Here is a 12377-nt window from a genome sequence, read left to right on the forward strand (position 1 = left end):
GGCGTCAGGCGCCCGACAGCCCCGGGTCCTGGCAGCGCGGGCACCAGAAGAGGTTGCGGGCGGCGAGGTCCGCCGTCCGGATCTCGCTCGCGCAGATGTGGCAGGGCAGGCCGGCCCGGCGGTAGACGTAGACCTCGCCGCCGTGGTCGTCCTTGCGGGGCGGGCGGCCCATCGCCTCGGGGAGGTGCTCGGGGCGGACGGTGTCGATCCGGTTGTTCGTCACGCCCTCACGCATCAGCTCCACCAGGTCCGCCCAGATGGCGTCCCACTCGGCGCGGGTGAGGTCCTTGCCCGCGCGGTACGGGTCGATGCCGTGGCGGAAGAGGACCTCGGCCCGGTAGACGTTGCCGACGCCCGCGATGACCTTCTGGTCCATCAGGAGGGCGGCGACGGTGGTCCGGCTGCGGGAGATCCGCTGCCAGGCGCGCTCGCCGTCCTCGTCGCCCCGGAGCGGGTCCGGGCCGAGGCGCTCGTGTATCGCGCGCTTCTCGGGCTCGGTGATCAGGGCGCAGGTGGTGGGCCCGCGCAGATCGGCGTGGTGGGCCGCGTTGACCAGGCGGAGGCGGACGGTCTCGGTGGGCGGCGGGGGCGGCGCGGTGCCGAAGCCGAGCTTGCCGAAGAGGCCGAGGTGGATGTGGACCCAGCCGGTGTCCCCGAAGCCCAGGAAGAGGTGCTTGCCGTGGGCGTCGGTGGTGGTGAGGGTGTGCCCGTCGAGGAGGGCCGCGCTGTCGGAGAACTTGCCCTGCGGGCTGCTCACCCGGACCGGTCCGCCCGCGAACCGCTCGGCGTGGTCCTGGGCGAGGCGGTGGATCGTGTGTCCCTCGGGCACGGCGGGCTGCTCCTGTGGTTCCTGCGAAGGGTGGACGGCATGGCCGTGCCGCCGGGTTCGGGACCCGGCGGCACAGGTTGCGTGGGGGTCAGCCCTGCTGCGGGTGGTGGGCCGGGATCGGGGGGAGTTCTCCGGTGGCCTCGTACGCCGAGAGCATCTCGATGCGGCGCGTGTGGCGCTCCTCGTTCGAGTACGGCGTGGAGAGGAAGATCTCGACGAACTTGGTGGACTCCTCCACCGTGTGCATCCGGCCGCCGATCGCGACGACGTTGGCGTTGTTGTGCTCACGGCCGAGGGCGGCGGTCTGCTCGCTCCAGGCCAGTGCGGCGCGGACGCCCTTGACCTTGTTGGCGGCGATCTGCTCGCCGTTGCCGGAGCCCCCGATCACGATGCCGAGGCTGTCCGGGTCCGCGGCCGTCTTCTCGGCGGCACGGAGGCAGAACGGCGGATAGTCGTCCTGGGCGTCGTAGATGTGGGGGCCGCAGTCGACGGCCTCGTGCCCGTGGGCACCGAGCCACTCGACGAGGTGGTTCTTGAGTTCGTAACCGGCATGGTCGGATCCGAGGTACACGCGCATGGTGCGAAGTGTGGCACGAACTTCGCGGGGTAGCGGTCAGCGGGGTCGGAGCCTGTCAGGTCGGGGGCGGTGCCGCCCCGGTCGGCCGGTGTGGCGAACGCCACTTGGGTAATGATCAGGCAAATCATCCGGAGCAGAGGGTTCCGTTTCTGCCGTCTTCCGGGCTTGAATGCGTGGCCTTGTCTTCCGCACCACCCCACGTGGAGCAGGGCACACCCTCATGCACGGAAACGTTAGGACTTCCCCCCATGACGTCGCAGACGACGCTGGCGGAGCCGGGTCACGAGCCCGGTGAGCCGGATCGGCCCGACTCCTCCGGCGGGCTTCAGGCCGGCCTGAAGAACCGCCACCTCTCGATGATCGCGATCGGCGGTGTGATCGGCGCGGGCCTCTTCGTGGGCTCCAGCGCGGGGATCGCGGCCGCCGGTCCGGCGATCCTGCTCTCGTACGCGATGGTCGGCCTGATGGTCGTCCTCGTGATGCGGATGCTCGGCGAGATGGCCGCCGCCCGCCCCAGCTCCGGCTCCTTCTCCGCCTACGCCGACCAGGCGCTGGGCCGTTGGGCCGGTTTCTCCATCGGCTGGCTCTACTGGTTCTTCTGGGTCGTGGTGCTCGCCGTCGAGGCCACGGCCGGCGCCAAGATCCTGGAGAGCTGGATCCCGGGTGTCCCGCAGTGGGCCTGGGCGCTGATCGTGATGGTCGTGCTGACCGCCACCAACCTGGTCTCGGTGGGCAGTTACGGCGAGTTCGAGTTCTGGTTCGCCGGGATCAAGGTCGTGGCGATCGGCGCGTTCGTGGTCGTCGGTCTGCTCGCCGTCTTCGGGTTCCTGCCCGGTTCGGACAACCCCGGCTCGGGGCTGGCCCATCTCACGGACTCCGGCGGGTTCTTCCCCGAAGGGCCGGGGGCCATCCTCACCGGTGTGCTGATGGTGGTCTTCTCGTTCATGGGCAGCGAGATCGTGACCCTGGCGGCCGGTGAGTCGGCGGACCCGCAGCGGGCCGTGTCGAAGGCCACCAACAGCGTGATCTGGCGTATCGCCGTCTTCTACCTGGGCTCCATCTTCGTCGTGCTGACGCTGCTGCCGTGGAACGACCCGTCGATCCTGGAGAAGGGCAGCTATGTGGCCGCCCTCGACTCGATCGGCATCCCGCACGCGGGCCAGGTCATGGACTTCATCGTGCTGACGGCCGTGCTCTCCTGTCTCAACTCCGGCCTGTACACGGCCTCCAGGATGGCGTTCTCGCTCGGTGAGCGGGGCGACGCCCCGAAGTCCTTCGCCAAGGTCAACACGCGGGGTGTGCCGCAGGCGGCGATCCTGTCCTCGGTCGTCTTCGGCTTCGTGGCGGTGTTCTTCAACTACCAGTGGCCCGACACGGTGTTCCAGTTCCTGCTGAACTCCTCGGGTGCGGTGGCACTCTTCGTCTGGCTGGTCATCTGCTTCACCCAGCTGCGGATGCGCGGGATCATCCTGCGCGAGAGTCCGGGCAAGCTGGTCGTACGGATGTGGCTCTTCCCGTATCTGACCTGGGCGACGATCGCGATGATCTCCTTCGTCCTGGTCTACATGCTCACCGACGACGCCGCCCGCGAGCAGGTCGTGCTGTCGCTGCTGGTCGCGGCGCTGGTGGTGGGCATCTCGCTGGTGCGCGAGGCGCGCAGCCGCAAGGCGGTCACCCCCGCCGAGTGACACGTACGTGAGTGATACGTGACTGTAGATGTCACGTATATCGGGGAGGCTTTCCTTCGTACCGCGAAAAGTGCGAGCGAAGGAGAGCCTCCCTCATGGTTTCCGCATCCGCAGGGCACCCCGGACCCGCAGAACCCCCCACCTTCCAGACCGGCTTCCCCATCCGGCCCGACCGGCTGGTGGAGGCCGCCACGCCCGAGGAGGTACGGGAAGCCGTGGCGTACGCCGGCGGGCGCGGGCTCCATGTCGCCGCGCACGCCTCCGGCCACGGCCTCCCCGGCCCCGTCGAGGGCGGGGTCCTCATCGCCACCGGCGCCCTGGACTCCGTCGAGATCGACCCGGCCCGCCGCACCGCCCGGATCGGCGCGGGCGCGAGCTGGGGCCGGGTGATCGAGGCGGCGGCCCCGCACGGGCTCGCCCCGCTCAACGGCTCCTCCCCCTCCGTGGGCGCCGTCTCCTACACGCTGGGCGGCGGGCTCGGCATCCTGGCCCGGGAGTTCGGGTACGCGGCCGACCACGTGCGCTCGCTGGACGTGGTGACCGCCGACGGCACCGCGCGCCGGGTCACGCCGGAGCGCGAGCCGGAGCTGTTCTGGGGGCTGCGCGGGGGCGGGCACCGACTGGGGGTGGTGACCGGTATGGAGATCGGGCTGGCGGCGGTGGAGCGGCTGTACGGCGGATCGGTCGTCTTCGACGGGGCGTGCGCGGGCGAGGTGGTGCGCGGCTATCTGGAGTGGACGCGGACCGTGCCGGAGACCGTGACGTCGTCGCTGGCCGCGCTCGTCTACCCGGCCATGCCCCAGCTGCCCGAGGAACTGCGCGGCCGGTACGTGATCTCCGCGCGGGTGGCCTTCACGGGGGACGTGGCGGAGGGCGAGCGGCTGGTGGCGCCGCTGCGGGCGATCGGGGCGGGTGGTCCACGCGGGGCGGCGGACTCCCCCGTCCTGTCGGACTCGCTGCGGGAGATGCCGTACACCGAGAGCCACACCATCCACAGCGACCCGCCGTTCCCGCACGCGTACTACGGGGACAGTGCGGTGCTCGGCGAGCCGGACGCGGAGCGGACCGTACGGGCCTTCGAACTGGCCGGGCCCCGGGCGCCGATGATGACCGTGGTGCAGTTCAACCACCTGGGCGGGGCGCTGGCCGCGCGGCCGGAGGTGCCCAGCGCCGTGCCGTACCGCGACGCCCGGTTCCTGCTGCGGCTGCTGTCGCCGCTGGACGGTACGGATGTGGGCGCGGTGCGCGCGCTGTACGGGGAGGTGGGGCGGGTGCTGGAGCCGGCCGTCCTGGGGCGGTCGCTGAACTTCTCCTTCGGCGGCGGGGACCGTACCGCCGGTTTCCATGAGCCGGAGACGGCGAAGAGGCTCGCCGGTCTGGTCTCCCAGTACGATCCGGCGGGCCTCTTCGGTGGCCCTTACGGGGCCTGAGTCTTCAGACAGCGGGCTGTCAGCCTCGGCGGCCCAGCAGCTTCCAGGAGGCGGGCAGGGCGCCCATCGCCAGGGCCGCCTTGAGCGCGTCGCCGATGAGGAACGGGGTCAGCCCGGCCGCGACGGCCGCGCTCAGGGACATGCCGGTGGCCAGCGCCAGGTAGGGCACGCCGACGGCGTAGATGATCGCGGAGCCGACCACCATGGTGCCCGCCGTGCGCAGCACCGAGCGGTCACCGCCCCGGCGGGCGAGGGCGCCGACGACGGTGGCGGCGAGCAGCATCCCGAGGATGTAGCCCAGGGACGGCATCGCGTAGCCCGAGGTGCCCTCGGCGAACCACGGCATCCCGGCCATGCCGACGAGCGCGTACACCGCGAGGGAGAGGAAGCCCCGGCGGGCGCCGAGCGCGGTGCCGATGAGGAGCGCGGCGAAGGTCTGGCCGGTGACGGGGACCGGGGAGCCGGGGACCGGGACGGCGATCTGGGCCGCGATGCCGGTGAGGGCGGCGCCACCGAGCACGAGGGCCGCGTCGACGGCGTAGCGGTGCCGGGCTGCGGGCAGCAGGTCGGCGAGGACCGCTCCGGAACGGACGGGGGCGGCAGCAGTGCTCATCGGGACTCCGCGGGTGAGGGCAGGCAGGCTGGGACGGCTCCGCCAGGCAGGTGGGGTGGGACTGCTGCCGACGTTAGCCCAGCAGTGAACGAGCGATCACCATCAGCCGCCCACAAAGCGGTGGTTGGCGGGTTGGTGGGGTTCACACAAAGGCCGCCGCACAATCACCTCTGGGCGTGATGCTCGTCACGGAGGTGAGGCAGTGGGTGGTCCGTTTTGGCGGGAGGGGGACCTCGGCCGCAGACTGTAGGTTCCCCATAAATGATCCGAGAGTGACCCGCACGCCATGCACGAGGCTCCCCCCACCCCGTCCGGGGCTCCCGCGACCCCCGCCGAGCCCCTCGAACACGGGCTGAAGCAGCGTCACCTCACGATGCTCGGGCTCGGCGGGGTGATCGGGGCCGGGCTGTTCGTGGGGTCGGGTGCCGGGATCGCCGTGGCGGGGCCCGCCATCGTCGTCTCGTATCTGATCGCGGGCGCGCTCGCGATGCTGGTGATGCGGATGCTCGGCGAGATGTCCGCCGCGATGCCCGCCTCCGGCTCCTTCTCCGTGCACGCGGAGCGGACGCTCGGACGGTGGGCCGGGTTCAGCGTGGGCTGGCTGTACTGGTTCCTGCTGGTGGTGGTCCTCGCCGTGGAGGCGACGGCCGCCGCGCAGATCGCCCACGGGTGGGTGCCGGCGGTCGAACCGTGGGCGTGGGTGCTGCTGTTCATGGTCGTGTTCACCGCCGCCAACCTGACGGCGGTGAAGAACTTCGGCGAGTTCGAGTTCTGGTTCGCCTCCTTGAAGGTCGGCGCGATCGTCGTCTTCCTGGGGCTCGGGGTGCTGGCCGTCCTCGGGTGGCTCCCGGACACCGACCCGGTCGGGATGACCAACCTGACCGGGCAGGGCGGCTTCCTGCCGAACGGCTGGAGCGGGGTCGTGGCGGGTGTGCTGACCGTGGTCTTCGCCTTCGGCGGCCTGGAGGTCGTCACCATCGCCGCCGCCGAGACCGACGACCCGGCGCGCGCGGTGGGGCGGGCGGTGCGCAGTGCGGTGGTGCGCATCCTCTTCTTCTACGTCGGTTCCATGCTGGTCATCGTCACCGTGCTGCCGTGGACCGCCCAGCAGGCCGGGCTGAGCCCGTATGTGAAGGTGCTGGACTCGATCGGGGTGCCGTCCGCCGGGCAGATCATGAACATCGTGGTGTTCGTGGCGCTGCTCTCGGCGCTCAACGCCAATCTGTACGGGTCCTCGCGGATGGTGTTCTCGCTGGCGGAGCGCGGGGAGGCGCCGCGCGGGCTGCTGAAGGTGTCGGGCGGCTCTCCGGGGAAGGCGGGCGGGGTTCCCCGGCGGGCGGTGCTGGCGTCGGTGGCCTTCGGCTTCGTCTCCGTACTGCTCAATCTGCTCTGGCCGGACACCGTGTTCCTCTACATGCTCAACTCGGTCGGCGCGGTGCTGCTGTTCGTCTGGGCGCTGATCGCCGCCTCCCAACTGCGGCTGCGCGCCCGGCTGGAGCGGGAGGCGCCGGGGGCGCTGGCGCTGCGGATGTGGTGCTTCCCGTATCTGACCTGGCTGACGCTGGCAGGGTTGCTGGGGGTGCTGCTGCTGATGCTGACGGACGCCGACGCGCGGCCGCAGGTGCTGTGGTCGGCGGGGGCGACGGCGCTGGTGCTGCTGGTGGCGGTGGGGCGCCAGTGGCGGGAGCGCAAGAGGTCGGCTACCACCGGCCGGTAGGCGCGGGAGCGCATGGGGTCGGCTCTTACCGACCGGTAGGCGGATGTGCACCTTGTGTGAGCTTCGTGCCCGTATAGCGGACACCCGTTCCGTGTGAGCGGTGCGGATGTTCAGACTGTGGGTTCGTCCCCCGTCTCAGCTACCGAACAGAGCTTGTCCATGTCTCGGACCTCCGTGTCTCCCCCCACCGCTGACTCCGCGGCCCCCACCGGACCCTCGACGGACTCCGCGCTCACCCACGGTCTCAAACAGCGCCACCTCTCGATGATCGCCCTCGGCGGGGTCATCGGCGCCGGGCTCTTCGTGGGCTCCGGGGCCGGGATCGCCGCCGCCGGGCCCTCGATCGTCGTCGCGTACGCGCTCTCCGGGCTGCTCGTCATGATGGTGATGCGCATGCTCGGCGAGATGTCCGCCGCCAACCCGGCCTCCGGCTCCTTCTCCGTGCACGCCGAACGGGCGATCGGCCCCTGGGCCGGGTTCACCGCGGGCTGGTCCTTCTGGTTCCTGCTCTGCGTGGCCGTCGGGCTGGAGGGCATCGGCGCCGCCCAGATCGTCAGCGGCTGGCTGCCCGGGACGCCGGAGTGGGCCTGGGTCGCCCTCTTCATGGTGGTCTTCCTGGGGACGAACCTGGCGGCCGTGAAGAATTTCGGTGAGTTCGAGTTCTGGTTCGCCGCCCTGAAGGTCATCGCGATCACCCTGTTCCTGGTGCTCGGCCTGCTCGCGATCCTCGGCGTGCTCCCGGACACGGACGCGCCCGGCCTGACCAACCTCACCGGCGACGGCGGCTTCCTGCCCAAGGGCATGGACGGCTTCATCATCGGACTCCTCGCCTCCGTCTTCGCGTACGGCGGTCTGGAGACCGTCACCATCGCCGCCGCCGAGTCGGAGAACCCGGTGCAGGGCGTGGCGAAGGCGGTCCGTACGGCGATGTGGCGCATCGCGGTCTTCTACATCGGCTCCATGGCCGTCATCGTCACCCTGGTCCCCTGGGACGACCCGAAGGTCGCCGAGGTCGGCCCCTTCTACGCGATGCTGGACCACCTGGGCATCGGCGGTGCCGCGCAGATCATGAACGTGGTCATCCTCATCGCCCTGCTCTCCGCGATGAACGCCAACATCTACGGCGCCTCGCGGATGGCGCGGTCCCTGGTCGCCCGGGGCCAGGGGCCCGCGCTGCTCGGCCGGATCTCCTCCGGGGTGCCGCGCAACGCGGTGCTGTTCTCCTCGGTGTTCGGCTTCCTGTGCGTGCTGCTCAGCTACTGGCGGCCGGACGACGTGTTCCCGTGGCTGCTGAACATGATCGGCGCGGTGATCCTGGTCGTGTGGATCTTCATCGCCGTCTCGCAGCTGATCCTGCGCCGCCGCACCGAGCGCGAGACGCCGGAGAAGCTGGTCGTACGGATGTGGCTCTTCCCGGTCCTCACGATCGTGGCGCTCGCGGGCATGGCGGCCATCTTCCTGCTGATGCTGCGCCAGCCGGACACCCGTGACCAGCTGCTGGCCACGGGTGCGCTGACTGCGGTGCTGATCGTCATCGGTGTCGTACGTCAGCGGCGGCGCCGGGACGGCGAGGCCGCGGCGGAGATCCCCGCGCAGCGGACGTAGCCGCCCGGGGCGCGGCGGTGGTCACAGGAGCAGCACCGCCGCGCCCCACAGCAGCGAAACGGCCACCAGCGGCGGCCCGACCGGCATGCCCTGCCGGGCCGTCGGCGCCTCCTCGGCGGGCCGCAGCTCCGGGCGGAGCACCAGCGCCTGCACCTCCTCGGCGGCGCGCACCGCGTACGGCTCACGGCCCACGCGGCGCTCCAGCCACGCCCAGCCGGTGGGCGACAACTCGACGTTGGGGTGGTCCTTGCCCGTGCCGACGCGGATGGTGTCCTCGGAGTGGCGTACGGCGGTGGCCGCGTCCCACGCGACCCGCCGCACGCGCCAGGCCCCGGTCACCCAGAGCCCGTCGCGGTCTGCGGTGATCCGCCAGGTGAGCGCCGTCGCCACCGCCGAGATCAGCCAGGGCAGGGCCAGCGGCAGCCACAGCCAGTGCCACGAGGGCCCGTCGTCGACCATGGCCCAGATCCCGCCGCCCTGCACCACCAGCAGGCCGAGGCCCACCGCGCGCGAGAAGCCGTGCGCCTTCCACACCCGCAGGCCCGTGCCGGGCGTCATGGCGGCGACGATCTCCTCGACGGGCCGCTGCGCGTTCTTCCGCTCGGGGCGCCTGGGGCCGCGCTTCACCGGCCCCGGGGTGGCCGGCTTCACGGCGGTGACGCTGCACTCGACCAGGACCTCGGGCTCGTCCGCGTCGAGGCGTGCGGCGAGGGCGACTTCGGCACCGGCGTAGGGGGCGCCGTACAGGACGGCCTCCCGCAGCGGCGGGGGCGGGTCGTCGCCGGAGAGGATCTGCCGGACCTTGGTGAGGTCGACGGCGTCCGCGTCGTCGCCGTCGCCGTCCGCCTCCTCGTCCTCGTCCTCGAAGGCGTGCAGCGAGTGGAAGTGCAGGATCGGCCGGAGGGCCTCCGGGTCGTCGGCCGCGAACACCCAGGTCCGGCCGTCCTCGTGGTCCTCGCGCACCAGGACGCGCAGCACCGGCAGCGGACGGCGGCGCAGCCGCGCCGAACGCGTCCGCCCGTCCACGCCGTTCGCGAAGAACGCCAGCGCGGCGGCGGTGCCGCCCACCACCAGCGCCTCCCAGCCGAACGCGTCGTACGGCTCCGCGACCAGCGCCGCCCAGTCGCCGTCCACCACGATGTCGACCCGGCTGCCGACGGGGAAGTCCTCGGGGACGGCCGTCTCGAAGCGGTGGGTCCGCTCGTCGGCCTCCACCTTCAGGATGTCGTCGCCGTCGTCGTCCTGCTCCTGGGCCACCACCCGGCCGGTCAGCTGTGTGGCGCGCGCGGCCCGCTCCTCGTACGCGTCGGCGACCTGCTGGGCCTGCCAGTAGCCGAACCCGGCGACGGCCAGCATCAGTGCGGCCAGACCGAAGGAGAACCGGCCCCGGCGGAACGTCCGTGCGGCGGCGGGCAGCGGCTGTTCGACCGGCCCGGCCGCCTCCAGGGCCAGGGCCCGCTGCCGCCCGGCGAGGGTGAGCCGGTGGACGATCCCGGCGGTGGTGAACGCAGCGGCCAGGGGGTAGGCCAGCGCGTACGGTTCGCCGAACGACTCGGTGAAGCCGCCGTCCCCGGCGTACCCGACCAGCCCGGCCGCCAGCCCCACGAGGGCGAGCCGGGGCTGCCGCCACACCCAGTACGGGGTCAGCACCAGCACGACCGTCATCCCGATCCCCGGCCAGTCGGTGCCGCACGGCTGGGCGGACGTACAAGGGGTGAGGGGAGACGCCGCGATGTACCAGACCATCGGGACGAGCAGCGCCAGCACCGCCCAGAGCGGGTGAGCCCACCGGGCGGGCACGGCGGCGAGCCAGCGCTGGGCGTCGGGGGTCTGCCAGGCGGCGGTGCCGGGGGGTATGTGTTCGGCGGGCAGCGGGACGGGGGGACTGTTCACCAGCGCATTATGGCCAGGAGCGGCGTACGGACCCGGTCCGGGGCCCGGAGCTCACGGTTCCGGTACGGGTGCTGGGCGCGGCCGGGGAACACACACGTGGGCCACCGGACACGGCAGGGTCGGACTCCGTACGCCGGAAGGTCATCCGCCCTCGCTTCCGTGGTGGTTCCGCCACCTGAGGAGCTGTCATGTCCGCTGCACCGAGGCGTCGTTCGGTCCTCCTGGCCACCGCGGCCGTCACCGCCGCCGCCACCGCCGCCGCCACCGCCCCCGCCGTCGCGTCGGCCCCCGCGCCGGGCCCCCGCCATCCCTCCGGCCCCCTGGTGATCGGCCACCGAGGGGCGGCGGGCTGGCGCCCCGAGCACACCGCCGACTCGTACACCTGTGCCGTACGGGCCGGGGCCGACTGGATCGAGCCGGACCTCGTACCGACGAAGGACCATGTCTTGGTCGTGCGGCACGAGAACGAGATCGGCGGGACCACGGATGTCGGCGGGCGGCCGGAATTCGCGGACCGCCGCACCACGAGGACCGTGGACGGCAAGGCGGTGACCGGCTGGTTCACGGAGGACTTCACGCTGCGCGAGCTGAAAACGCTGCGCACGGTGGAGCGGCTGCCGCTGGTCCGCAACCGGAACACGGTCTTCGACGGCCGGGGGCGGGTGATGACCTTCCAGGAGGTGATCGACCTGGCCCGGCGGCTGTCCAAGGAGTCGGGCCGGCGGATCGCGGTCTTCCCGGAGACCAAGCACCCGACGTACTTCCGCGCGATCGGGCTGCCGCTGGAGGAGGAGCTGATCCGGGTGATCCGCCGCAACCGGCTGACCGCCCGGGAGTGCGTCGTCCAGTCCTTCGAACCGTCCAGCCTGCACCGCTTCGCCGCCGCCCGGCTCGGCCTCCCCCTCTGGCAGGCGCTGGGCACGAGCGGCGGCCCTTATGGTCACGCGGTCACCTATAAGGACATGATGAGCCCGGCCGGGCTGCGCGAGATCGCGTCGTACGCGCAGTGGATCGGGCCGGACAAGTCCTCCCTGGTCCCGCCGCACACGCTCCTCGCGGACGCGCACGCGGCGGGCCTGAAGGTGGGCGCGTACACCTTCCGCGCGGAGAACCAGTACCTCCCGGCCGCCCACCGCCGGGGTACCGCGCCGAACGACTTCGGCGACGCGTTCGCCGAGTACGCCTTCCACTACGGGCAGGGCGTGGACGCGGTGGTGACGGACTTCCCGGACATCGCGGTGCAGGCGCGGGAGGAACTGCGCGGTTAAGCGCCGGCTCTCAGCGCGTGGTGCGCCAGGCGCCGGTCCTCAGCGCGTGGTGCGCTTGCTCGCCGTCTTCTTGGCGGTCTTCTTGGCCGCCGTCCCCGCCGTCTTCTTGGCGGGCGTGGGCAGCGCGGTCTTCTTCGCCGGGGTGCGCTTGGCGGTCGTCCGCTTCGGGGACGCGGCGGCGGCCGCCGCCTCCTCGGTGTCGGCGCCGGCGTTCGACAGGGTGCCGGAGCTGCTCTCCAGGTGGGCGCGGACGAACCACTGGAACTGCTCCAGCCCCCGCAGGTGCTCGATGAGCAGGTCCTCGGTGACCGGGTCGAGTTCGCCGGCCTTCTCGACCGCCTCGCGGTGGTCCTCGATGATCCCCGTGTAGACCAGGTCCAGGGCGCCGAGGTGGGCGATGGCATCGGCGCGGCCGACGCTGTAGTCGTCCCAGGTGCGCTCCTTGACCAGGACGCCCGGCGTGCCCTGCGGCTCGCCGCCGAGGGCGGAGATGCGCTCGGCGGCCGCGTCGGCCATGTCCCGTACGGCGGCGGTCTGCGGGTCCAGCATCTCGTGGACGGCGATGAAGTGCGGCCCGACCACGTTCCAGTGGATGTGCTTGAGCGTCAGGGCGAGGTCGTTGAGCGCGTGCAGGCGCAGCGTCAGGAGGTCGATGACCTGACGGCCCTCGTCGACGCCGAGGCCGGGGACGGTGTAGCGGGGGGTGCGTGCGGGGGACATGGGGCTCCTCTTCGTCATCGGGAAACAGTGGACGGGT

At 72.0% G+C, this 12377-nt stretch carries 10 protein-coding genes; 5 read left to right on the top strand and 5 right to left on the bottom strand.

Annotation, left to right across the window (positions count from 1 at the left end; all coding sequences use genetic code 11):
- Nucleotides 1-4 precede the first annotated feature (4 nt).
- Together GTY67_RS09655 and GTY67_RS09660 are read right to left on the bottom strand one after the other, a co-directional pair.
- The gene (locus GTY67_RS09655; RefSeq protein ID WP_161278385.1) at nt 5-829 is read right to left on the bottom strand and encodes a DNA-formamidopyrimidine glycosylase family protein; all 825 of its coding nucleotides are present in this window, start codon (nt 827-829) and stop codon (nt 5-7) included.
- A gap of 88 nt (nt 830-917) precedes the next feature.
- Nucleotides 918-1406 carry a ribose-5-phosphate isomerase gene (locus GTY67_RS09660; RefSeq protein WP_093687230.1) on the bottom strand — a complete coding sequence of 163 codons (489 nt, stop codon included), beginning with the start codon at nt 1404-1406 and terminating at the stop codon, nt 918-920.
- A 248-nt stretch (nt 1407-1654) separates the two neighbouring features.
- Here GTY67_RS09660 and GTY67_RS09665 point away from each other — a divergent pair, with 248 nt between their 5' ends.
- The gene (locus GTY67_RS09665) at nt 1655-3094 is read left to right on the top strand and encodes an amino acid permease (RefSeq protein ID WP_093687228.1); all 1440 of its coding nucleotides are present in this window, start codon (nt 1655-1657) and stop codon (nt 3092-3094) included.
- Nucleotides 3095-3189: 95 nt separating this feature from the next.
- Nucleotides 3190-4524 carry an FAD-binding oxidoreductase gene (locus GTY67_RS09670; RefSeq protein ID WP_161278386.1) on the top strand — a complete coding sequence of 445 codons (1335 nt, stop codon included), beginning with the start codon at nt 3190-3192 and terminating at the stop codon, nt 4522-4524.
- A gap of 19 nt (nt 4525-4543) precedes the next feature.
- Here GTY67_RS09670 and GTY67_RS09675 read toward each other — a convergent pair whose 3' ends face one another.
- The gene (locus GTY67_RS09675) at nt 4544-5137 is read right to left on the bottom strand and encodes a biotin transporter BioY (protein WP_161278387.1); all 594 of its coding nucleotides are present in this window, start codon (nt 5135-5137) and stop codon (nt 4544-4546) included.
- A 286-nt stretch (nt 5138-5423) separates the two neighbouring features.
- Between GTY67_RS09675 and GTY67_RS09680 the strand changes: the two genes are divergently transcribed.
- Together GTY67_RS09680 and GTY67_RS09685 are read left to right on the top strand one after the other, a co-directional pair.
- Nucleotides 5424-6854, top strand: a complete 1431-nt coding sequence (locus tag GTY67_RS09680) for an amino acid permease (protein WP_161278388.1) — start codon at nt 5424-5426, stop codon at nt 6852-6854.
- A gap of 159 nt (nt 6855-7013) precedes the next feature.
- Nucleotides 7014-8459 carry an amino acid permease gene (locus tag GTY67_RS09685; RefSeq protein ID WP_161278389.1) on the top strand — a complete coding sequence of 482 codons (1446 nt, stop codon included), beginning with the start codon at nt 7014-7016 and terminating at the stop codon, nt 8457-8459.
- Between the two features lie 21 nt (nt 8460-8480).
- Here the strand turns inward: GTY67_RS09685 and GTY67_RS09690 are convergent, their stop codons facing one another.
- The gene (locus tag GTY67_RS09690) at nt 8481-10352 is read right to left on the bottom strand and encodes a hypothetical protein (RefSeq protein WP_161278390.1); all 1872 of its coding nucleotides are present in this window, start codon (nt 10350-10352) and stop codon (nt 8481-8483) included.
- A 188-nt stretch (nt 10353-10540) separates the two neighbouring features.
- Here GTY67_RS09690 and GTY67_RS09695 point away from each other — a divergent pair, with 188 nt between their 5' ends.
- Nucleotides 10541-11620 carry a glycerophosphodiester phosphodiesterase family protein gene (locus tag GTY67_RS09695; RefSeq protein ID WP_161278391.1) on the top strand — a complete coding sequence of 360 codons (1080 nt, stop codon included), beginning with the start codon at nt 10541-10543 and terminating at the stop codon, nt 11618-11620.
- 39 nt (nt 11621-11659) lie between these two features.
- On the opposite strand, the gene GTY67_RS09700 is transcribed toward GTY67_RS09695, so the two are convergent.
- Complete coding sequence (locus GTY67_RS09700; protein ID WP_161278392.1) at nt 11660-12340, bottom strand: DNA starvation/stationary phase protection protein; 681 nt, start codon at nt 12338-12340, stop codon at nt 11660-11662.
- Between the last annotated feature and the right edge of the window lie 37 nt (nt 12341-12377).

Source organism: Streptomyces sp. SID8374 (assembly GCF_009865135.1).
GTDB lineage: Bacteria > Actinomycetota > Actinomycetes > Streptomycetales > Streptomycetaceae > Streptomyces.